The following is a 20,987-nucleotide window of genomic DNA, read 5'->3' as shown; positions in this document are numbered from 1 at the left end:
GAGCCGGCCGCAGCTCCCCTACCCTAGGTCAATTGCGGTTGCGTCGATGCGCGGCTAACCGGGAGCTGCAACATCACCCGCAGGAATATCATGAGCGACACCGCGCAGCCCGAACTCCACTACCTTGAGTACTATGAGGAATTTCTCGCGAAAGTACGGCTCCTCTCGCGCCGGATCGCGCAGAGCGAGTGGAAGCCGGAGTTCGTCATCGGGGTAGGTCGGGGCGGGCTCGTGCCGGCCGTATATATCTCCCATCAGCTCGGCCTGCCGATGCTCTCGATCGACCATTCGGCACGCGTGCCGGGTTTCGCCGATGAGCTGCTTGCGAAGGTCGCCGGCATGAGCGCAGCGGGCACACGGCTGCTGTTCGTCGACGATATCAACGACAGCGGCGGAACGATCGCCTACATTCGCGAACTGCTCGGCAGCAGTGGCTGCGTCGACGACAACTTGCGCTTCGCAGTGCTGATCAACAACCAGCGCTCGAAAGCGACCGTCGACTATTGGACGGATACGATCGACCGGGCCGAGGACAAACGGTGGTTCGTCTTCCCCTGGGAATCAGTGGGGCAGGCGAGCGCAATCGTTGAAGAGGCACAGTCCGTGCCGGAGCGGCTCGGGTAACGCCGCTCCTTATTGCGCCTGCGTCGCCAAGTACTCATCGAGCCTGGCGATGTGGGCCGCGATCTGCTCGGAGGGAAGGAAGGACCCCAGGAAGCTGTTGCGCGCCAACGTGGCGAGGTGCTCACGGCTGAGGCCTCGAGCCTCCGCGACAGCCCTGTAGTTGTCTGCGATATAGCCCCCGAAGTAGGCCGGGTCGTCGGAATTGACCGTAGCTGCCAAGCCCGCCTGCAACATCCGGTCGATAGGGTGCTGCTGAAGGTCGCCGACGACGCACAGCTTCAGATTCGAAAGCGGACAGACGGTCAGCGTCTTCCCCTCCTCCCGCAAGCGGCGCACCAGCACCGGGTCCTCCATTGCCCGATTGCCGTGGTCGATCCGATCTGTCCCGATCAGGTCCAGCGCTTCATAGACATAGGCGGGTGGCCCTTCCTCACCCGCATGAACCGTGATCTTCAGCCCCTTGGCGCGAGCAGCCGCGAACACGCGCGCAAACTTGGCAGGAGGATGGCCCACTTCCGAGGAATCCAGGCCGACAGCCGTGATGCGGTCCAACCACGGTTCGGCCTGCCTCAAGGTTTCAAATGCCGCCTCCTCGCTCAGATGGCGCAGGAAACACAGGATAAGCTGGGAGGTCATCCCGTACTTGTCCTTGGCTTCGGCCATGGCCGACAGCAGCCCTTCGACCACTTCGGCAAACGAAATGCCGCGATCGGTATGCGTCTGCGGATCGAACATAATCTCCGCATGAAGCACGCCGTCTGCGGCTGCCCTTGCGAAGTAGGCGGACGCCAGATCGTGGAAGTCCTGCCGTGTGCACAGGACGGCGGCGCCCGCGTAATAGATGTCGAGGAAGTCCTGCAGGTTCGAGAAGGCGTAGGCGGCCCGCACCTCATCCACGGAAGCAAAGGGAATGGCCACCTTGTTGCGCTCTGCCAGCGCGAACATCAGTTCCGGCTCCAGGCTTCCCTCAATATGCAGATGGAGCTCCGCCTTCGGCAGGCCAGTGATGAAGGGATCGATATCGGTCATACGGTGCTTCCGGTGAGCAGGATCTTCACACGATGGCAGATCGAGCCGGATCGTGCCACATCCGACGCAGCCAACGCCCGGCGAGACTGCGTCTGACCAGATTCTGCGCGACCAGACTCCGGCCGCCTCAGACGACGTCCCCCTCACGGGCCTGCATGGCCCTGCGCTCGGCCATGCGTGTGACGCTAGCTGGCTCTTGAGCCTCGCTTGCGCGGGCATAACGGCCTGCCAGCCATGCGCAGACAAACAGTTGCAGCTGGTGGAAGATCATCAACGGCAGCACCACCAGCCCGACCTCGGCGGGTGCGAACAGCGCTCCGGCCATCGGCACTCCCGAGACCATGCTCTTCTTCGATCCGCAGAAAAGCAGCACGATCCTGTCCTCCCGCGGGAGCTTGGCAAGCTTTCCGGTGAATCCCGACAGCAGGAGAACCGCAGCAAGAACGAGCGCGCTCAAAACCAGCAACATCAGCAGATCCCGCAAGTCGAGGATCTGCCAGATGCCGTTGACCACAGCAGCGCTGAACGCGGTGTAGACGACCAACAGAATCGAGCCCCGGTCGACGAACATGAGCACCTTCTTGTTCCGGTCTACGAAGCCGCCGATCACGGGCCGAAGCAGGTGCCCGCTCAGGAACGGAACCAGCAGTTGCAAGACGATCCCTTGCGCCCCCTGCCAGTCGACCCCTTGTTCCGAGGCTCGCGAGTGGATGAAGAAGCCCACCAGCAACGGCGTAACGAGGATGCCGAGCAAGTTGGAGAGCGACGCGCTGCAAACCGCGGCCGCAACATTGCCCCGCGCCATCGCTGTAAAGGCGATGGACGATTGGACCGTCGAAGGCACCAGAGTGAGAAAAAGCACACCGGTGACCAGGAGCGGGTTAAGCCAACCCTCCACGAGTTGCACGGTCAACAGGCCTATGGCCGGAAACCACAGGTAGGTTGAGGCCAGTGTCAGCCCATGCAGCCGCCAGTTGCCAATCCCCTGCCCGATCGCAGCTCGGGACAGTTTTGCACCATGCAGGAAGAAAAGCAGGCCAATCGCCACATCTGCGAGACCGTCGAAAGCGGAAGCCGCCACACCCCGCACCGGCAGCAAGGACGCGGCGACAACGACAACAATCAGGCACACCAGGAAGGGATCAATACCTGGAACGAACGACCTGCCTCGCATGAAACCTCTCGGTGGGCGGCCTCCTGCCGCCAATTAGCCTGAACGAAGAGCAGGCGATAATGGGAAGCCATCGCTATGGCCCCGGCCGCTTCATTCAGCCGGACTGCCCCCTTCCCCCACCATGGCGTCGGGCGGCGAGGTGGTGGGGTTCAGGATTTCGGGCGGCGTGCGTCGCTCCTCAAGCATCTGGGCAGCCTCATCCAGCGCCCGCGCTTCGCCCACCGTCACCCCTCCGGGCCCGGGCGCATTATCGGCCTTGTCGCAGCCGACCAGCAGCAGCGCGGCCATTCCGATGAATGATCGTCTCACGCCCCGATCATAGCGCAGCTACGCCTGGAGCAAACCCCTAGCCTTCAATGATGCGCGTATGCGGGTGATGCTTGTCCAGATGCCGCTGGATGATCTTGAGATTGCGCGTGTTGGACCGGAACAGGAAGTCGAACGCATCTCCTGCGATCGGCACAGCGCCCAGAGCGGTATCGACGCCCACGTTGGCAACCATCCGGGCAATCTGGAACCGGGACATGCCCAGCTTGCGCGCTTCCCAGACCAGATACATGCCAAGGGCTGCCGATACGACGTCCCCCGCCACGGGAACCAGGCCGACGATCGCATCCAGGCCCACCTTGCGGCCGATGCCAGGAATCTCGAAGCTCCGTTCGAGAACTTTCTCGAGCGCCTCTATGCGCCGACGGACCGAGGCTGCGTCGTTACCCAGCGGCAGCTCCGGGCGCATGGGTCGAGCCGACCCTGTCTGAGGCATTGCGGCAAACCTTTCAAAAAGTAGCTTTGTTCAGCTTATCTGTGCAGCCACGCGAGCGGCATCAAGGGGTGCCATGCCCACGGATTGGGAGAGAAGCCCTGCACGCTGCCGCGGACGAGCGACCAGCGGATCGGCGACCCCAGCGGAATGAAGACATTCGCCTGGGTCAGGCGCGCTTCAGCCTCATTCAGGCGAAGCGTGCGCTCCGCACTATCCTCCAGCTTGATGGCCTCTGCGACCAGCGCGTCCACTTCTGGTTCGCAAAGACCTTGCCGAGCGACACAGGACAGCCGGTTGAGGAACCAATGCGCACGCGGATATCGGGCTACCTCATCCACGAGGCGCAGATCGGCGTCCTTCGGATCTTCCACACGTTGGCTAGCGACACCAATCGTTCGGAAGTCGCCCGAGAGCCGGTTGAACAGAATGTCTGAGCCGGGTCCTGATGGAAGCCATATCGACAGTTCCGGTGCCTTGGACTGCTGCGGCGTGGCGCCCCCGTTCACAGAACTTCCATCTCGGGAAGACCTCGCTTTCCCTTCATCGTCAGCGTCTGGATCCAGATCCGCGTTCGCCCAATTGCGGACTCTTTGCGCGGCAGCGGCACGCCGCTCTGCCAGCGACAGATCGGCCCAGCGCTCCGGATCGTTCTCAAGCTCTCCATCCAGATCGGTCGGGAGCAAACGGGTTGAAGGCGTCCACCCGTTTACGCCAAATGGCTCAATCAGACTGGGGCGATCAATGGCCATCGCCAGCGCCTCGCGGTTCTGAGGATCGGCAAGGAAGCCTTCATCATTGGCGATCTGCAGACCAAACAAGCCCATGACCGGGTCCAGCTGGATGGTGCCGCGCAGGATCCCCACCGAGTTGGTGAGCGGAAAATCCTGGATCCGCCCCCCCAGCACGAGATCGGCCTGCCCCTCATTGAAGCGCTGCACGGCCTGCTCGGCAGGAAGGGCCATCATCGCCACCTGCCTCACTCGCTCTTCCCATTCGGGAATTTCAGGCAGCCCCAGCCGACCGGGCTCTATCGGCGTAAAGAGGGCGGTGTCACCCTCGCGCTCCAGCACCATCGGCCCGTCGCCCCGCTTTTCATGCAGGAGCCCCAGCTCCGGCTGCGCGAGCAGTTGCAGGAAATAAGGCATTGGTCGCAGGAGACGCACTTCGATGACGCGACCGGCCATCACCCGGATCTCGTCCACGCCGGCAAGGTCCAGCCCTAAAGGCGTGTTCCGCACCGCGCGTATCGCGGCATCGAGCCCCTTTTTTGCGGACTTGGCGGTCAGCGGCTCTCCGTCCAGCCACTCCCCGTCGCGCAAGCGGAAGATATAGCTTCGGCCGTCGTCGGTGACGATCCAGCGGTCTGCCAGAGCCGGAACGACGCGCCCCTGCTCATCGAAGGAGACGAGCCCACCAGTCGTGGAAGCACGGGTCAGCTGAGCTGCAAGCGGCAGGCGCACTCCCGACTCGAACGGATCGTCCGGCTCACCGATGACCACCAGCGGAAAGCGAGAGGTATCGGGTGAGCCGCAACCCGTCAGCATTGCGCTGAAAAGACACAGAGCGATCAGCCAGCAGAACTTGCGTATCGCAGCCGCTGTTTGCAGGTCTGCCATCTATCGGGAACTAGTCGATTTTGGCAGGTTGGCAAAGCCATCGATCCGCAGTGCCTGCAGACCTCATCAAACCTTCCGGATCTGCCCCGTGCTCGTATACGGCTGATGGTTGCGTGTGAACCTGGGTGCAGAATCGTCCTCGGCGTGCATCTTCGTCCGGGCGATGCGCGCATCGATCGGTTCCAGGAAAGCCACGCCGAACCGATTCTCCTGGACCCAGGCCACAGAGCCCTTGGTCCAGCCGACATTGCGAATGTTCACTTCCACGATCGAGCCGCGGGGAACGCGTACGTCCCCCTCGCCCATCATGCCGCCATCCGACAGGTTCCGGACCTTGATGCGATGTTCGCCGGGAAGGCTATCCGCACGAAAATCCGCCATGAGAAACAGGCTGTCGCGCGCGATCTGCCTATTTTCGTTACCGTCCATTGGCTCCATCCCGCAAGGTTCGGGCGTCGTCGTTTCCAGGCGCTGGCCACAAGAGACTGGCGCTGATGCAACCTATAGACGCAAAGCGCAAAAAAACGCTTAACGCACAGGTAATTTCCCGACGCCCGAACCTTTCGGCTCAATCGTCCCGAGAGACCTTCTCGCGCCGCTCGTGAGCTTCCTGAGCCTCGACCGTCATCGTCGCGATCGGGCGGGCGATCAAACGCCCCAGACCGATCGGCTCACCTGTCACCTCGCAATAGCCATACTCACCCTCTTCGATGCGGCGCAGGGCCGAATCGATCTTGGCAATGAGCTTGCGCTGGCGATCGCGCGTGCGCAGTTCGATACCCCAGTCGGTTTCGCTGGAAGCGCGATCATTGAGATCCGGCTCACGAATGGGGCCGTCCTGCAACTGCTGGAGTGTTCCAGCCGAGGCATTGAGGATCAGCCTTTTCCAGGACATCAGCAGCTTTCGGAAGTATTCCTGCTGCGGCTCGGACATATAAGATTCGTCGTCGTCGGGAACATAGGCGCCACCGATTTCTCGCTTCGCCTTGGCCAGCACGTCAATTTCGTCAGCAAGGGCCGTCGTCATTTCAAGATGAACTCCGCACCGTTTCACCCCTGGGAAACGACGATGCCCTGCTGGCCCCGAGTTAACCCCGGTGGCCCCCGCTATCCCAGGATGCCGCGCCTATAAATGCGAGGATTCGCCTGCACAAGCTTTGATGCAGAATCGCCGGTGAAAAAGCGGACAAGGTCGGCCACATCCTCGTCGCACGGCATCGAGGGCTGCGGGAATTAAGCGAGCACATTAACCACTTGTTGACTACGCGGGGGCAGATTTGCCGCGAGCCACGGAGGGCAAAGGGTCGCTCCAGGCTCGGGGGTAAGTCCTATGAGCATTGCTTGGTTTAACCATAAAGCAGCCGACAAGGCGTCGGACACCAACGCCGGCCTGGAAGATGCGCTCGTCGCAAGCTGCCTCGCTTCTGCGGCGCAGGGCGACCACACGGCCTATTTCGATCTGGGCGTGGCGTTCTCCACCGGCAGCCATGGCGCGAACTGCGACCTGATCGAGGCGCACAAGTGGTTCAATCTCGCCGCCGTGGCCGGACATGAGGAAGCAGCGATGTGCCGCGCAGACATTGCGGACGAGATGACCGCGCGTGAGATCGCCGAAGCGCAGCGTCGTGCGCGCGAGTGGCTGTCGACAACCACCCGCCGCGCAGCCTGATCTCAGTCGCCCTTCCGGAACGGGGTTCTCTGCGCCAGCCAGAACTGGTCCTGCGCCACGCCCTGGCGCTCCCGCACGAGGAAGTCCGCCACCGCCTCGCGGAAACTCTTGTTGGCAATGTAGTGCGCTGAGACGGTGCTGACCGGCTCATAGCCCCGAGCCAGCTTGTGCCCGCCCTGTGCGCCCGCTTCGACCCGCGAGAGGCCAAGCGATATCGCCGCGTCGATGGCCTGATAGTAGCAAAGTTCAAAATGCAGGAACGGCCGGTCGACGAGCGTTCCCCAGTAACGGCCATAGAGCGCATCGCCGCCGATGAAGTTCAGCGCGCCGGCGATCGGATCGCCATCCTCATAGGCAAGGATGAGCAGAATCTTGTCGGCCATTCGTTCGCCCAAAAGGGTGAACGCCTCGCGCGTGAGGTAAGGATGGCCCCATTTGCGCCGTCCCGTATCTTGGTAGAATTCCCAGAATACGTCCCAATGACCTTCCTCCAGGTCAGGCCCGGTGAAGCCACGGATCGTCAGCCCTTCCTGCGCCTTGGCCCGCTCCTTGCGCAGATCCTTGCGCTTGCGAGATGCAAGCACCTCCAGGAAATCCTCGAAGCTGGCGTAGCCCCGGTTTGTCCAATGGAACTGCGTGTCCTCACGTAGAAGCCACCCCGCCTTTTCAAACTGAGCAATCTGCGCAGCCTCGATGAAAGTCGCATGGGCTGAGGAGAGCCCGTTCTGATCGCAAAGGCTTTCCGCTGCGCGCAGGAGCGGCTGCGCCAGTTCGGGATTTCGCGTCAGAAGCCGCGGGCCGGTTGCGGGCGTGAATGGTGCTGCAATCTGCAACTTGGGATAGTAATGCCCTCCGGCACGATGCCAGGCGTCCGCCCAGGCGTGATCGAACACGTACTCACCCTGGCTGTGCTCCTTCAGATACGCCGGCAGGGCGCCTGCAAGCATGCCGTCCGCATCTTCTATCAGGATCGGAGCCGGTGCCCAGCCGCTGCGGCCGCCGACGCTGCCGGAATCTTCCAGTGCCGACAGGAAGGCATGGCTGACAAAGGGATTGCAGCTGTCGGTGAGGGCATCCCACTGCTCGGCCGGAAGAGCCGACACGCTTGACGCAATCTTGGCGACGAACTCCCGCTCGCTCACGCGGTCAACTCCCCATCCTTCGCGGTGCAGCTAAAACCATCCGCCTCGGCGATCACGGCGTCGGCACTTGCCTGCGCCCGCTTCCGCTGCTCCGGCGCTCGCACCGTCCAGGTTGCGATCGGCAGTCCTCTGGCCCGCTGCTCCGCTGCGAAACGCGAAGGCAAGTCCCGGACGTCGTAGGCCAGAAAATCCGGTCGAGCATGCCACAAGGCCAACCGTCGGCGGATGGCCCCTGACAAGCTGCGGTTTTCGTTCTCCGTGACGACCAGCCCCCGCACCGTGTCCGGCGCGTGACGGAAGAACCACCGCGTCACGCGAGGGTCGAAGCTCATCACCGCGTGTGGCCCGACATAGCCCTTGAGCGTCGCGTGGACGGCAAGGCAGAAGTTCGCGACCCGCCGCTCGCGGCGGGTCTTGATCTCGATCAGCAGCGGTACCCGCCCGGCTATCTGTGACAGAGCCGCGTCCAGCGTCGGGATTGTCCCCTTGCCTCCCCGCAGTTCCATGCGGCAGAGCTGCTCGGCAATGAAACGAGCGACACCCCCGGCGTGCTCCGTCAGCCGGTCCAGCTTCCAGTCATGAAAGACCATCGGCTGGCCGTCCCGCGAACGCTGAACGTCGCACTCAATGCCCCAGCCTTGCGCAATGGCAGCTTCGAAAGCGGCAAGGGAATTCTCGGGCGTTCCAGCTGCGTGGAAGCCCCGATGCGCGAACTCCTGCCGGGCGATCCAGGCGACTTTGCCTGGTTCGGGAGCAGGAGCCAGCAAGCGATCAAGGGGCGCTAACGGCAACAATGGCATCGACTTCCACGGCCGCACCAAGCGGCAGCACCGGCACGCCCACTGCGCTGCGGGCATGTTGTCCCATGTCGCCGAAAACCGCCGCCATGAGTTCCGAAGCGCCATTGGCAACCTTCGGCTGATCGGTGAAGTGCGGTGTCGAATTGACGAATACGCCCAGCTTCACGATCCGCTCCACTCGTGTGAGCGAACCCAATGCGGCCTTCAGCTGCGCAAGGATCATCACGCCGCACGCCTGGGCCGCAAGCACCCCCTCTTCAAGGCTCACGTTTTCGCCCAGCCGCCCCGTCACGAGCTGACCGGACACGAACGGCAACTGGCCCGAGACATGCGCAAGCCCTCCTGCCACGACCACCGGCACATAGGCGGCGACAGGGGCCGCAGGTTCCGGCAGCGTCAGCCCGAGAGCAGCAAGCCTCGCCTCGATTGCGCCGTCACTCATGTGCGTTCCCTTTCTTCGTTCTCATGGAGCTGGTCGAGCAGCCACGGTACGGCTCCCTCCCAATCGTCGATGCGGGCATGGGCATGGCCCGCCCGGTGTGCGCAGGCGATATGCGGTGCCAGCAGCGGCTCGGCACACAAGTGCAGCCGCGTGACATCCGGCGTGATGCTCGACACCGAGTCATGGTGCTGCGCCAAATCGTCGATGAAGGCTGCGCGGCTGGGCGCATATTCTTCAAGGATCGCCTTGAGCGCCGGCCCCTTGGGTCCTTGATTAGTGAACACGCGCAGGTCCAGACCATGCTCCAGCAGCTGACGCGTGCGCGCGTCCTGGCGGAAGTCCATCAGGTTGGTCAGCACAACCACATCGGCGTGCTCCCGCAGAGTCTTGATGCCCTCGACCGCTCCCCGGACCGGGGTCTGGCGATGCATCTGGTCATCGAAGAAGCGGTTGAGAAGCGCCCATATCTCCGCCTGCGGCACGGGGTCACCGCTGTCAGTGCGTCGCATGGCGCTGACGAAATCGCTACTGCCCATCGCGAAGGTCACGCCTTCGGCTTCGGCAAGCCAATCGCGAAAATGCGACACCATGTAGAGCAGCACTTCATCGCAGTCGGTAATCACGAGGGGACGGCTCATGATCCCAGCCTCCCGCGCACGGCTGCCAACTCTTGCGGAGAGATGTCCAGGGCCTCCGCTGCGCCGATCAGATCCGGCTCGTGCGAACAGAGGAAGTCCAGGACGGCACTAAGCGTGCCTTGTTCGCCCAGCGATGCGCGAAGCTCGTCAGGAGTAAGGCCGGTCAGAGCCAGAAAGCGGGAAGCCCGATCCTCGTCGCCGAGAATCCAGCCCAGGGCGTTCAGTGCGGTCGCTTGCGGATCCGGCGTGCTCATGTCTGGGGATGCGGGTTGCTTAAGAATTGTCAGCCTCGCGTGCGTGCCATAGAGGTAGGGGCAACCTGCTGGATGCCAGTCTGTTAGATAGGGTCGCGCATCGAATGGCAAAGCGAATCCTCGTTGTCGAGGACAACGACCTCAATCGAAGGCTCTTCTGCGATGTGCTCAAGAGCCAGGGCTTCACGTGCGAACCGGTGGCAGACGGTCGCGATGCCCTGGAAAAGGCGCGCGAGTTCGTGCCAAACCTCATCATCATGGACATCCAGTTGCCCAATGTGTCAGGTCTGGACCTGATTGAGGCAGTCAAGAACGACCCCACGCTGCGTTCAACTCCTATACTTGCCGTGACCGCTTACGCTGGCAAAGGGGACGAGGAACGGATCCGCGAAGCGGGCGCAGAGGGATACCTCGCCAAGCCGGTCTCCATCGGTCCGTTCATGCAAGCGGTGAGAGCGCTCGTCTAAGGCGGGGTTGACACTGAAGCCCGGCGCCGCTTTTGCGCCCTATTTTCCGGCCACAAGGCCGACGCCGTTAACCGGAGCACCTGATTCATGGATCGCGAAGCCACCAAGGCCCGCATTGACGCCCTTATCGAGCCCTTCAACAAGAAGGGTATCCCCATCACGGATGCAACTCGCTTCACCGACGACCTTGAGTTCGACAGCCTCACTGTCATGGACTTCGTGGCGGCCATCGAAGACGAGTTCGATATCATCATCAGCATGAACCAGCAGGCCGAGATCGAGACCTACGGTCAGCTCGTCGACGCCGTCGTGAAGCTGCAGGACTGAACGCGATGACCGAAGCCGTGAGCCAACCCGACCAGCCGGAGACAATCCAGGGCGGTGCACCGGACTTGTTCAGCAAGTTCGATCCGCTCATACAGATGCGAGAGAATCTGCTGTCCTCTGGTGTGGAAGACCCGTTCGGGCTGGTCATGGAGAAAGTGCTCTCGCCCACCGTCGCCATCTGCAACGGGCGCGAGACAATCCTGCTCGGCACCTACAACTATATGGGCATGACGTTCGATCCGGACGTGATCGCGGCGGGCAAGCAGGCGCTGGACGACTTCGGATCGGGCACCACGGGCAGCCGCGTCCTGAACGGGACATATGCGGGGCACCGCGCTGTTGAGCAGGCGCTGTGCGACTTCTACGCCATGGACCATGCGATGGTCTTCTCAACCGGGTATCAGGCGAACCTCGGCATCATTTCGACCATCGCCGGCAAAGGCGATTACATCGTCCTCGACATCGACAGCCACGCGTCGATCTGGGATGGCTGCAAGATGGGTGACGCGGAAGTCGTCCCCTTCAAGCACAACGACATCGAGGCGATGGAAAAGCGCCTGCGCCGCATCCCCGAAGGTGCTGGCAAGCTGGTGGTGCTCGAAGGCGTCTACTCGATGATGGGCGACATCGCGCCGCTCAAAGAGATGATCGCGGTCGCCAAGAAGTACGGCGCCATGGTGCTGGTGGACGAAGCGCATTCGATGGGCTTCATCGGCCCCAACGGCCGCGGCGTTGCCGAGGATCAGGACTGCCTCGACGACGTGGATTTCGTCATCGGTACGTTTTCGAAGTCGGTCGGCACCGTTGGCGGCTTCTGCGTTTCCAATCATCCCAAGTTTGAGATCATGCGGCTGGTCTGCCGACCCTACGTGTTCACAGCCAGCCTGCCGCCAAGCGTCGTCGCCACGGCCTGCACGTCGATCCGCAAGCTCATGGACGCCGCCGACAAGCGGGCGCACCTCTGGGAAAACTCACGCACGCTGCACAAGGGCCTCAAGGACGCGGGCTTCCAGATCGGCACCGAGACACCCCAGAGCGCGATCATATCGGTCATTATGCCCGATCTGGAGCGCGGGGCCGCGATGTGGGAGGCCTTGCTGCACGAAGGCCTCTACGTGAACCTGGCGCGCCCCCCGGCCACCCCGGCGAACATGACCCTGCTGCGCTGCTCGCTCTGTGCCGAACACTCGGCCGAGCAGGTTCAGCAGATCATCGGCATGTTCGAGCGAGCCGGAGCCCGCGCCGGGATCATCTGAGCTTGCCTAAAGCCCGGCGAACACGGCCAGAGCCACGTTGATCCACAAGGCAAAGACGAAGAGCACACCTACGACAAACGCGAGCCCACGATGGCCCGGATTGTTGTAGGTCATGTGCACCGCGCTTTGCACCACTCGCGCGGCGGCATAGCCCCACGCGAAGACCAGCGTCCATCCGCTGACCGCGCCGAGCACAAATGCAGTCAGGCTGCCGGCGTAGAACAGAGTCGGCAGTTCAAAAAGGTTGTCCCAGTGCCGCGCGCCCGCAGCGGCGCTCTCCGGTTCCGGCGCACCATGGTGAGCCCGGTAATAGGCCGGATCATGGCCTGCCTTTACCGCAGCGGCCCGGCCCATCGCCATGCGAACGAAGGCGACCAGCGTCAGTGCAACCACCACAAGCACGGGCAGAAAGATCAAGGTTTGATTGTAGAGCATGCATTCTCCCCCGTTTCGCAGGAGAATGCATGCGGCGTGCCGCAGCGGCAAGCCATGACGTGCCCCGTTAGCGTCCTGCTAGTCCGTCAGCGGGCGCGGGATAGTTCCTGGAAAGGATAGCGGTCGCGTATTTCGGCGTTGAAGAAGCCGCCTTTCGACGACGCGGCGGCAAAGTCTTGCGCAACGTGATCCGGGACCAAGAAGTACCGGTACCTGCGACCGCTCACGAACGTGACCTCGAGCGTTCCGACTTGCCCGTCATAGGCGAACTCACGAATCGCGGTGGATGGCATGAGATCCCGTCAGCGTTCGACTTCCGGTGCCTCGCCGCACACCCGCCTCAGTCAACAACGGCCAGCGGCTTTTTGGCAGCACTGGAAGCCTGCGCCTGAAGGGCTGTTTTCGATGCGCGCGTCGCGAAGTAATCCTTGCCGTGCTGGTTGTAGGCAAAGAACTCCGTGATCGGCACAGCGAATTCGCGGGCCCCATCGGTAAGGATGACGTCATTGCCGGACAGCCCAGCGACAGTTCCCACCGGCTTGCCGCTGGCATCGAAAATCGGCAGCCCCCGCTCCATTTCGCGGCGAGTGACGTTGCGAACCGTCATGACGTCGTGCTGGGCCATAGCTGCTTCCAGCGCAGCATCTTCGGCGCCATTTTCCTGAGCCATGGCAGGCGCGCTGCTCGCCAGCGCCACGCCAGCGGCGAGGAGCATGATCCTACTCATTATACGTGTCTCCACTCGAGATTTCTTATCGACAAAACGCAGCGCGTGCCGTGCAAGTTGCAGGCGCGCCGCGTTCGGTCACCAAGTCTCGGCGAGACGACGTTTCACAACGATGAATATGCGAAGGTGGAGCCCGTTGGGAAGGCACCAACCTCCCGACAGACGCGACGGACGGTCTTCGCCGCTCAGGGAGCCGGTGAGGTCTCGCCCGCTTCGGGACTCTCTGGCGACACATTGGTCATCGGAACCTCTGGCACATCGACGGGAACGCCGGGCGAGTTCGCATCGGTAACGATCAGTTCGCCCCCGCTGACGTCGGTCGCATCGGCTTCGTAGGTCTTCTCCTCCGGCTGGCCGCCGCATGCCGCAAGGGGCAATGCCGCAGCAGCGGCAAAGAGCAGAGATGCAGTGGTGCCATAGCGGCGCGAAAAGACCATCGGGAGTTCTCCTGTGCTGTGCTGCCAAGCCCTATAAGCCGGGCTGGCAGGTCAAGTTCCTGACTTTTGCTCCGCGGAGTTCAGCAACGCCCGCTTCACTTCACTCCGCCGCCACGCCCTCGCCGAACAAACCCGGCACCAGCTCGATAGGGTCGTTGGCCTCATCGCCCTTCTGCGCCTTGCGACGCGAGTCGAAGTTGGTCCAGACATCCTGCCAATTGCCGCGCGTTGCGCCCTTCGAGTATTCCGTCGCGCGTGTCTCGAAGAAGTTGGCATGCTCCACGCCGTTGAGCAGCGGCTGAAGCCAGGGGAGCGGGTGATCCTCGATCATGTAGATCTCGGGCAGGCCGAGCTGGCCCAGACGCCAGTCGGCGATGTAGCGGATGTAGCGCTTGATCTCCTTGGCGCTCATGCCCGGCACCGGACCTTGCTCGAAGGCGAGATCGATGAAGGCATCTTCCAGCCGCACCGTCTTCTGGCAGCAGTCGATGATATCTTCCTTCACCGCCTTGGTCAGGCAGCCGCGCTCCTGGGTGAAGGTGTGGAACAGCTTCGTGATGCCCTCGCAGTGCAGGCTCTCGTCACGGACCGACCAGGAGACGATCTGGCCCATGCCCTTCATCTTGTTGAAGCGGGGGAAGTTCATCAGCATCGCGAAACTGGCAAAGAGCTGCAGCCCCTCCGTGAAGCCGCCGAACATCGCAAGAGTGCGGGCGATGTCCTCGTCAGTGTCGACGCCGAAGGTGTGCAGATAATCGTGCTTCGCCTTCAGCTCCTCGTATTCCAGGAACATGCCGTATTCGCTTTCGGGCATGCCGATCGTATCGAGCAGGTGGGAGTAGGCGGCGATGTGCACCGTCTCCATGTTGGAGAAGGCGGCCAGCATCATCTTGATTTCGGTCGGCTTGAAGACGCGCGCGTACTTTTCGTGATAGCAGTCCTGCACCTCGACATCGGCCTGAGTGAAGAAGCGGAAGATCTGCGTAAGCAGGTTGCGTTCGTGGTCCGAGATCTTCTGCGCCCAATCGCGGCAATCCTCGCCCAGCGGCACTTCCTCGGGCATCCAGTGGATCTGCTGCTGGCGCTTCCACATATCGTAGGCCCAGGGATACTCGAAGGGCTTGTAGGTCTTGCGAGCTTCGAGAAGGGGCATTGCGGTCGACTCCGGACAGAAACATGCGGCACAGGCACTCAGAAGCGCTCTTGTGCGACCGGCGGCACACGGCGCCGGCATCCGCACGAAGATAAGCATTTTGGAACGAATTGGGAGAGGTCAGCCGGATCTTCGCGAGCTTGTCCACAGCCCAGTAAATCGCATATCTTGCGCCTAGAGGCGAATGACGGCCCTAGACATTGTGCTGAGGCGACATGCCTTCGATAGGCTCGGCCCCTTGTAAACGGCGCGACAGCACGAGTCGCGCCGCCCTCGCGTTCCTTACATGTTCTTCACGGCGGAATAGTCTTTTTCCGGTACCGATGGCGTGCGGTTAAAGAATCGGTCGAGGTCTGCGCTGCTTGCCGCGCGCCGGGTCCGATTGGCAGCCTCTGTGAATGCCTCATTCGCCCGCACGAGTGCGCGCTGGACGGCAGGACGGGCAGCAATACGGTCGCGCCACTCAACAAGACGCGGGTGTTCGCCGCCGTCGAACCCGTGGCGCTCCAGATAACCGGCCCACGGATAGGTAGCGATATCGGCGATCGAGTATTCAGCCCCGGCCAGCCACTCGTTTGCCTGCAGACGCTCATCCAGTAGCCGGTAAAGCGATTGAGAGATCGCCCGGTAACGTGCGTGAGCATAGGGCTCGCTTCCCGCAGGAACGAGGTTGAAGTGGTTGAGCTGTCCGAACATCGGGCCGATATTCGCCATCTGCACCATCAACCACTGCATGACTTCGGCCCGGGCGGGCTGCTGAGATGGCAGGAACCGCTCCCCCCGCTCCGCCAGCCAGAACAGAATGGCGCCCGATTCGGCGAGCGGGATACCGAGGCGAGGGTCCTCAAGCACCGGAACCTTGCCTAGCGGGTTGAGCTTGAGGAATTCCGGGTCGAACTGCTCCTGGCTGAACACCGCCACGTGGCGCAGTTCGTAGGGCAGGCCCAACTCCTCCAGCATGATAACGACCTTGATGACGTTAGGGCTGCCCATGCCGTGCAGGATCAAGGTCTCGCTCACGCTGCGCTCTCCATGACGGGAGTTGCCGGAAGGACGAACGTGACGAGGCACGCGGGCTTTTGAGTGTCGTTGCGCCACCCGTGGACTACCCCCCTGATCACACCCACATCACCTGCCCGCAGGCAGACTTCCCCGGTTTCCAGAACCAGCACAACCTCTCCTTCGATGACATAGAAGTGGTCGGCCGTATTGGTGAAGTGCATTCCGGGATCGTCCCGTCCCTGACCTGGAGCATACTCGGCGACCATCATGGAATAGATCGGCTCTGCCATCTGCTCGAAGCGGAAGCTCTGCGTCGCCGCTTGCAGGGGAGCGGCGTTATCCGCCCTCGAGCTGAGCGCACCGGTCCAAAGTTGCGCGATGCGCATGGCCCCTAGGTCCAGCACGCTCACCGGTGCATCGGCCAGCACGGCACTCTGGCCCTGCGCATCAAGGCCCGCGACCACGCGACGTGGTCCGCTCGCGGTTTCTGTCATATCCCCCTCCTCTTTCCTGATACGTTCATCACGCAGATCCCGGGATCAGCCAGCGACGAGTCTCGTCGATCGTCCTGGCCCCTCCAGGGGAACCGCGCGCGGGCGCCGATCATTCCATGAGCAACACCGTGGCCGTTGGTGGCCTCCCTTTTCACGAGCGGAGTATTCCCGTGACGCAGCATCAAACGCAATCCCACTTCTCCCGCGTTCCGTCCAAGGAGCCACAATCGGCTGAGGCGTCCCAGGACGCTTCGCTCTCACGGCCCCGCTCACCCGACGCAACATCACCGTACGAAGGCCCCGAGGATCACGAGCAGCCATCGCACAAGCCGGCGCATGTCACGCACGAGACCAGTCCTGCCGAGATGGCCGAGCCCTACTTTTCCGAAGCTCAGTCGACTTTGGGCGCGTTTTCACCTGTCCAGCGCCCCGGAGACCCATTCCCGGAACCGGAAGACCCTCAAACACCGCGGGCAGCAGCGCCAACCCGCTCGGAACAGCCGCACGGCAACTCAGCTAGGGTACCCGATCCTGATGCAGCGTTTCAGACAACGGCAGGAACGATTCGCGCCGGGATGACAGTGCTGGACAGCTATGGTCACGCCATCGGTATCGTCTCCGGGGTGGATGGAGAGCGTCTGCGTCTTGCCTCGACCGATCCTCACGACGACGGGGTTGCCTTCCTGCCGGTGAGCCTCATCGACGGCATCGAAGAAGACCGCGTGCTTCTAGGCGGGCGCGGCGATTCGTCCTTCGGCGTTGAGGGACACTGATTGGGCATGCCATGCCCCCTGCTCCTCCCGGGTGGCGAGGTGACAGGGGGCATGCCATTATGTCTGCCGAGGATCGGCGACCATCATGCCGAGCGGGGTCTGCTGATGCTGCACGACGTCCCACTCCTCATGCGCGCGGCGGCGTAACGTAGTGGTACACAGTGCGTGGTAGCTGCCTTCCTCCTTCTGGGCCTCGACCCTATAAGCAATGACGATGAGCCCTTCCTGAGGCCTGCTGACCCTTTGCTCACAAAACCTGACGTCCCGCCAGCGAGGCGTCTGCTCCACCGCTTTCGCAGCCTCATCCCCACCAAAGAGGAATGGCTCCCCGGGTAGTGCCATCAGGCAATCCTCGCTGACGCGTTCACGATAGACGGCATCACCGCCGACCCAGAGTTCGCGCTCGAAATCCCAGATGCGCTCGTCTTCCATGAGCTTCTCCTGTTGGTTGATTTCCTTCTGAACGCCGAACTGTGCGCGTCGGCTTCGTTGCCCGCTGGGCCATGCCGCAGAACGTTCGCCCTATGCGGTAGGAACTGGGAACGCTCGCGAATGCTGGCACGTTGTACTCGTGCATCAGGCAGACGCACTGGAGGCCCCATATGTTCGAGAAGCTTCGCATCAAGGAACACATGGAAATCGCCGACAACAACGGCCGCCACGTCGGCACCGTCGACGAGCTTGTGGGCGATCGCATCAAGCTGACGCGCTCTGATAGCGGCGACGGTGCGCACCACTTTCTGGATATCGCCCAGGTAGACAGGATCGAAGACAACCGGATCTACTTGAAGGTCGGAACGCCGATTCCGATCGGCATCGGATAAAGATCACACTTCTTCGCGGCGGTTCCTCCCCCTCCCTGCCGCCGCGCTACGGCCCCGGCATCCTCCTGGATGCCGGGGTTTCGTATGTCCAACGCAGACATATGATACACATGGGCGCACAAAGTGCTTGTTTTCACCTGCACGGCTGTTAGTCGCCACGTCCAGGTATGTGGGAGGACGTAAGATGGGCGGTTTAGCGCGCAGGTTCATGGTGACGCTGGCGTGCCTGATGTCAGCGCTGGCTCTGGGCTCGTGCGATCGCCCTGCACACCCGGTCGAGCAAGCTATGGTGGCCAATCCCGACGAGTGGCCGAGTTGGGGCCGCACCGGGCATGAGACTCACTACAGCCCGCTCGATGAAATCGACGCGGACAATGTGAGTGAGTTGAAGCTCGCTTGGCATTACGACCTTGAGCCGGGGTATTCCGCCTCGACCCCGCTCATGGCGGACGGAAAAGTGTTCATCACCACCGGCCACTCGCACATCCGCGCCTTCGATGCCGAGACGGGCAAGGAACTGTGGGACTACGACGGTGGAACGCGAGAACGCGCCAAATCCGTCCTGCAGATGAACTGGGGCAACAAGGGCATCGCCTACGACGCGGGGCGCGTCTTTCTTGTCACCACGGACGGCTATGTGATCGCGCTCGACGCCACTAGCGGCAAGGAAATCTGGAAGACCTATGACTTTCCAGACGATGCCCCTCGCAACGCCAACGGAGCGCCGCGCGCCTTCGCTGGAAAGGTCATCGTCGGCTTCGGCGGTGCTGACATCAGCCCGGCACGCGGCTTTGTGACGGCATATGACGCTGCGACTGGCAAGCAGGCGTGGCGCTTCTACACCACGCCCGGAGACGAGGTATCACCCGTCAACCGCAAGGCCGAAGACGTCATGCGCAAGACGTGGCCCACCGGATGGAAGAATCCCGATGGGAGCCGCAGGGGCGGTGGCGGCTCGGCCTGGAATGCGTTCAGCTACGACCCCGAACTGAATCTCGTCTACCTGGGCATTGGAAACGGGTTCCCCTACAACCAGCAGTTGCGCAGCCCTGGCGGCGGAGACAACCTGTTCCTGGCGTCCATCGTCGCCGTGGATGCGGATACCGGCGCCTATCGGTGGCACTACCAGGTCTGCCCTGCCGAACAGTGGGACTGCACCGCCACGGCGGACATGACCCTCGCCACACTGGAAATCGATGGCAAAGACCGCAAGGTGCTGATGCAGGCGCCCAAGAACGGGTTCTTCTACGTTCTGGATCGCGCCACTGGCGAGTTCCTCTCTGCCGAGAAAATCGCCAAAGTCACGTGGGCGGAGCGGATCGACCAGAAGACAGGACGCCCCGTAGAGAACCCCGGTATTCGCTACAACGGCAAGCCGGGCCTGTTTGAGATGTGGCCGGGACCAACGGGCGCTCACTCGTGGGTGCCGCAGGCCTATAGCCCGCAGACCGGGCTGGTCTACGTCCCCATTATGGAACTGCCTGCGCTGATCGGCGAAGGGCAGGAAGGCGGAGCTGAAGTGGCCGCTGGTATGGGCGTGACGCTGATCCCAGAGGTCGAGCTTCCAGGCGGGCACAAGAGCTATCTCAAAGCCTGGAACCCCGTGACCCAAAGCGAGGCGTGGCGGGTCGAACTTCCCGGCACCTGGCCGGGCGGTGTGATGACGACAGCCGGAGGCCTTGTCTTCCAGGGTCAGATCGACGGCAAGTTCGTGGCGCGCGATGCTCGTACGGGCAAGGAACTGTGGTCGTTCAAGACCGAAAGTCCCATTGTCGGCGCTCCGATCTCTTATCGCATGAATGGCAAGCAGTACGTGACCGTGATCACGGGCGCCGGCGGCCAAGGCGCAGGGATGCAGACGCTGGGCAATCAGGCTTACCGCACCGACTATCGTCTGCCGCGCCGCGTGCTGACGTTCGCATTGGGCGGCACCGATACGATTCCGCCGTTCGAGATGCCTGAACGCGTACCTCTCGAAGACCCGAATTACACGCCCGACGCGGCGCGTGCACAAGCTGGGTTCATGCTGTTCGCCACCCGCTCATGTCTGGTGTGTCACGGCTGGAACGCGGTTGCCGGAGGCGCGGCGCCCGACTTGCGCTACTCGCCCACCATCACGGACGCTGCCACCTTCCGCACGATCGTGAAGGAAGGCGGCCTCAAGATGAACGGCATGCCCCCCTTCCCGCAGTTCACCGATAGCGAGCTTGAGGACTTGCGCTTCTACCTTCGGACGCGCGCACAGCAGGCTCCAGCGGAGCACAAGGCCTACATGGAGAGGCTGCAGGTAGCCAAGGCCAGCAATGCCAAGCCGCAGGACTTCGCGGGCAAATGGAACATCGTCATCCAGTCGCCGATGGGCCCACAAAAGGCGGTGATGGACCTGAAAGTGCAAGGCGACGTCGTCACCGGCAAGGTAACAGCGGATCAAGGCACCGTAGACGTAGCAGGTGGCGTGGCCAACGGTCGCGCCAAGCTGGAGGGTAAGGCAAACATGCCGATGCCGATCACAGTCAGCTACGACATCACGGTAAAGGACGGACAGCTGACCGGGGAGAACTCGAACGGCCCCTTCGGCACGTTCCCGGTAACCGGCACGCGCTAGAGCGTTTCCACTATGAGCGGAGACGCTCTCGATCTTCGATGACGCACTTTCCGAGCCATTGACCCTAAGCGGTCAACTTGAAAATGCTCTAGCGTCCGGATGAGCGCCTGACGAGGCGGTCGTGCATGTGGAGGCGAACGGCGTCAGCGCTTCAACGGCGCAGACGGATCAGCGCACGCAGCTTGCTCCGGTTGCGAAAGGCATAGCCGCCTCCCACAAGCACACCGCCGAGGCTCAGAAGCTTGGCGATCGCGACGAAAGTTCCGCTCAAGGCACCGACCGTGACGCCCCAGAACAGTTGCGAGAGGATAGCCATGACTGTGCCCATCGCCGTTA

29 protein-coding genes are annotated in these 20,987 nt (G+C 62.4%); 8 read left to right on the top strand and 21 right to left on the bottom strand.

The features are described from left to right. Positions 1-90 precede the first annotated feature (90 nt). Positions 91-624 carry a phosphoribosyltransferase gene (locus ABUH87_RS07350; protein WP_367771921.1) on the top strand — a complete coding sequence of 178 codons (534 nt, stop codon included), beginning with the start codon at positions 91-93 and terminating at the stop codon, positions 622-624. A gap of 9 nt (positions 625-633) precedes the next feature. Here the strand turns inward: ABUH87_RS07350 and ABUH87_RS07345 are convergent, their stop codons facing one another. From ABUH87_RS07345 to dksA, 7 genes are all read right to left on the bottom strand, one after another. Then, positions 634-1,653 carry an adenosine deaminase gene (locus tag ABUH87_RS07345; protein WP_367771919.1) on the bottom strand — a complete coding sequence of 340 codons (1,020 nt, stop codon included), beginning with the start codon at positions 1,651-1,653 and terminating at the stop codon, positions 634-636. Between the two features lie 127 nt (positions 1,654-1,780). Further along, positions 1,781-2,827: a bile acid:sodium symporter family protein gene (locus ABUH87_RS07340; protein ID WP_367771917.1), complete on the bottom strand. Its 1,047-nt coding sequence runs from the start codon at positions 2,825-2,827 to the stop codon at positions 1,781-1,783. Positions 2,828-2,917: 90 nt separating this feature from the next. Then, the gene (locus tag ABUH87_RS07335; RefSeq protein WP_367771915.1) at positions 2,918-3,136 is read right to left on the bottom strand and encodes a hypothetical protein; all 219 of its coding nucleotides are present in this window, start codon (positions 3,134-3,136) and stop codon (positions 2,918-2,920) included. A 37-nt stretch (positions 3,137-3,173) separates the two neighbouring features. Next, complete coding sequence (locus ABUH87_RS07330) at positions 3,174-3,590, bottom strand: DUF4112 domain-containing protein (protein WP_367771912.1); 417 nt, start codon at positions 3,588-3,590, stop codon at positions 3,174-3,176. Positions 3,591-3,625: 35 nt separating this feature from the next. After that, positions 3,626-5,206, bottom strand: coding sequence for an ABC transporter substrate-binding protein (locus ABUH87_RS07325; protein ID WP_367771908.1), 1,581 nt, complete (start codon positions 5,204-5,206; stop codon positions 3,626-3,628). A 66-nt stretch (positions 5,207-5,272) separates the two neighbouring features. Further along, the gene (locus ABUH87_RS07320; RefSeq protein ID WP_367771903.1) at positions 5,273-5,635 is read right to left on the bottom strand and encodes a PilZ domain-containing protein; all 363 of its coding nucleotides are present in this window, start codon (positions 5,633-5,635) and stop codon (positions 5,273-5,275) included. A gap of 139 nt (positions 5,636-5,774) precedes the next feature. Continuing rightward, positions 5,775-6,233: an RNA polymerase-binding protein DksA gene (dksA, locus tag ABUH87_RS07315; RefSeq protein WP_367771901.1), complete on the bottom strand. Its 459-nt coding sequence runs from the start codon at positions 6,231-6,233 to the stop codon at positions 5,775-5,777. A gap of 303 nt (positions 6,234-6,536) precedes the next feature. On the opposite strand from dksA, the gene ABUH87_RS07310 reads away from it, so the two are divergent. Next, positions 6,537-6,875, top strand: a complete 339-nt coding sequence (locus tag ABUH87_RS07310; RefSeq protein WP_367771899.1) for an SEL1-like repeat protein — start codon at positions 6,537-6,539, stop codon at positions 6,873-6,875. A gap of 2 nt (positions 6,876-6,877) precedes the next feature. Here ABUH87_RS07310 and ABUH87_RS07305 read toward each other — a convergent pair whose 3' ends face one another. Genes ABUH87_RS07305 through ABUH87_RS07285 form a run of 5 tightly spaced genes read right to left on the bottom strand, consistent with a single transcriptional unit; the run spans position 6,878 to position 10,151 of the window. After that, positions 6,878-8,017 (bottom strand): GNAT family N-acetyltransferase, encoded by a 1,140-nt coding sequence (locus ABUH87_RS07305; protein ID WP_367771897.1) that lies wholly within the window; start codon positions 8,015-8,017, stop codon positions 6,878-6,880. Next, entirely contained in the window at positions 8,014-8,817 is an 804-nt protein-coding gene (locus tag ABUH87_RS07300; RefSeq protein ID WP_367771895.1) for a glycerophosphodiester phosphodiesterase family protein, read from the bottom strand. Before ABUH87_RS07300 ends, ABUH87_RS07305 begins: the two co-directional genes overlap by 4 nt. Then, entirely contained in the window at positions 8,789-9,259 is a 471-nt protein-coding gene (locus ABUH87_RS07295) for a RidA family protein (RefSeq protein ID WP_367771893.1), read from the bottom strand. Before ABUH87_RS07295 ends, ABUH87_RS07300 begins: the two co-directional genes overlap by 29 nt. Further along, positions 9,256-9,897, bottom strand: coding sequence for an HAD family hydrolase (locus ABUH87_RS07290; RefSeq protein ID WP_367771891.1), 642 nt, complete (start codon positions 9,895-9,897; stop codon positions 9,256-9,258). The genes ABUH87_RS07295 and ABUH87_RS07290 overlap by 4 nt, the downstream gene beginning before the upstream one ends. Further along, positions 9,894-10,151, bottom strand: a complete 258-nt coding sequence (locus ABUH87_RS07285; protein ID WP_367771889.1) for a DUF3572 domain-containing protein — start codon at positions 10,149-10,151, stop codon at positions 9,894-9,896. The genes ABUH87_RS07290 and ABUH87_RS07285 overlap by 4 nt, the downstream gene beginning before the upstream one ends. A gap of 104 nt (positions 10,152-10,255) precedes the next feature. Between ABUH87_RS07285 and ABUH87_RS07280 the strand changes: the two genes are divergently transcribed. From ABUH87_RS07280 to spt, 3 genes are all read left to right on the top strand, one after another. Further along, entirely contained in the window at positions 10,256-10,618 is a 363-nt protein-coding gene (locus ABUH87_RS07280) for a response regulator (RefSeq protein WP_367771887.1), read from the top strand. A gap of 87 nt (positions 10,619-10,705) precedes the next feature. After that, positions 10,706-10,945 carry an acyl carrier protein gene (locus tag ABUH87_RS07275; RefSeq protein ID WP_367771885.1) on the top strand — a complete coding sequence of 80 codons (240 nt, stop codon included), beginning with the start codon at positions 10,706-10,708 and terminating at the stop codon, positions 10,943-10,945. Between the two features lie 5 nt (positions 10,946-10,950). After that, positions 10,951-12,201 carry a serine palmitoyltransferase gene (spt, locus tag ABUH87_RS07270; protein ID WP_367771883.1) on the top strand — a complete coding sequence of 417 codons (1,251 nt, stop codon included), beginning with the start codon at positions 10,951-10,953 and terminating at the stop codon, positions 12,199-12,201. A 6-nt stretch (positions 12,202-12,207) separates the two neighbouring features. Here spt and ABUH87_RS07265 read toward each other — a convergent pair whose 3' ends face one another. The 7 genes from ABUH87_RS07265 to ABUH87_RS07235 form a co-directional block, all read right to left on the bottom strand. Next, positions 12,208-12,636, bottom strand: coding sequence for an MAPEG family protein (locus ABUH87_RS07265; protein WP_367771881.1), 429 nt, complete (start codon positions 12,634-12,636; stop codon positions 12,208-12,210). Between the two features lie 86 nt (positions 12,637-12,722). After that, positions 12,723-12,929 (bottom strand): KTSC domain-containing protein, encoded by a 207-nt coding sequence (locus ABUH87_RS07260; RefSeq protein WP_367771879.1) that lies wholly within the window; start codon positions 12,927-12,929, stop codon positions 12,723-12,725. A gap of 47 nt (positions 12,930-12,976) precedes the next feature. After that, positions 12,977-13,363 (bottom strand): hypothetical protein, encoded by a 387-nt coding sequence (locus ABUH87_RS07255; RefSeq protein WP_367771877.1) that lies wholly within the window; start codon positions 13,361-13,363, stop codon positions 12,977-12,979. Between the two features lie 185 nt (positions 13,364-13,548). Then, a complete protein-coding gene (locus ABUH87_RS07250) occupies positions 13,549-13,800 on the bottom strand; it encodes a hypothetical protein (RefSeq protein WP_367771875.1) in 252 nt (83 codons plus the stop codon). A gap of 100 nt (positions 13,801-13,900) precedes the next feature. Next, the gene (locus tag ABUH87_RS07245; RefSeq protein ID WP_367771873.1) at positions 13,901-14,953 is read right to left on the bottom strand and encodes a ribonucleotide-diphosphate reductase subunit beta; all 1,053 of its coding nucleotides are present in this window, start codon (positions 14,951-14,953) and stop codon (positions 13,901-13,903) included. Positions 14,954-15,235: 282 nt separating this feature from the next. Further along, on the bottom strand, positions 15,236-15,973 hold the full coding sequence (locus ABUH87_RS07240) for a glutathione S-transferase family protein (protein ID WP_367771870.1): 738 nt from the start codon (positions 15,971-15,973) through the stop codon (positions 15,236-15,238). Beyond that, positions 15,970-16,449, bottom strand: a complete 480-nt coding sequence (locus tag ABUH87_RS07235; protein ID WP_367771868.1) for a cupin domain-containing protein — start codon at positions 16,447-16,449, stop codon at positions 15,970-15,972. The genes ABUH87_RS07240 and ABUH87_RS07235 overlap by 4 nt, the downstream gene beginning before the upstream one ends. Positions 16,450-16,619: 170 nt before the next feature. Here ABUH87_RS07235 and ABUH87_RS07230 point away from each other — a divergent pair, with 170 nt between their 5' ends. Next, on the top strand, positions 16,620-17,222 hold the full coding sequence (locus ABUH87_RS07230) for a DUF2171 domain-containing protein (RefSeq protein WP_367771866.1): 603 nt from the start codon (positions 16,620-16,622) through the stop codon (positions 17,220-17,222). A gap of 57 nt (positions 17,223-17,279) precedes the next feature. Here the strand turns inward: ABUH87_RS07230 and ABUH87_RS07225 are convergent, their stop codons facing one another. Next, a complete protein-coding gene (locus tag ABUH87_RS07225; RefSeq protein WP_367771864.1) occupies positions 17,280-17,654 on the bottom strand; it encodes a DUF4440 domain-containing protein in 375 nt (124 codons plus the stop codon). 170 nt (positions 17,655-17,824) lie between these two features. Here ABUH87_RS07225 and ABUH87_RS07220 point away from each other — a divergent pair, with 170 nt between their 5' ends. Both ABUH87_RS07220 and ABUH87_RS07215 read left to right on the top strand, forming a co-directional pair. Further along, positions 17,825-18,046, top strand: coding sequence for a DUF2171 domain-containing protein (locus ABUH87_RS07220; RefSeq protein ID WP_367771862.1), 222 nt, complete (start codon positions 17,825-17,827; stop codon positions 18,044-18,046). Between the two features lie 184 nt (positions 18,047-18,230). Then, complete coding sequence (locus ABUH87_RS07215) at positions 18,231-20,651, top strand: PQQ-dependent dehydrogenase, methanol/ethanol family (RefSeq protein WP_367771860.1); 2,421 nt, start codon at positions 18,231-18,233, stop codon at positions 20,649-20,651. Positions 20,652-20,802: 151 nt separating this feature from the next. Here ABUH87_RS07215 and ABUH87_RS07210 read toward each other — a convergent pair whose 3' ends face one another. After that, positions 20,803-20,967, bottom strand: coding sequence for a hypothetical protein (locus ABUH87_RS07210; protein ID WP_367771858.1), 165 nt, complete (start codon positions 20,965-20,967; stop codon positions 20,803-20,805). Positions 20,968-20,987 lie beyond the last annotated feature (20 nt).

It is taken from the genome of Novosphingobium rhizovicinum, assembly GCF_040813635.1.
GTDB classification, from domain to species: Bacteria; Pseudomonadota; Alphaproteobacteria; order Sphingomonadales; family Sphingomonadaceae; genus Novosphingobium; species Novosphingobium rhizovicinum.
This window is presented reverse-complemented; position numbering and strand designations above follow the sequence as displayed.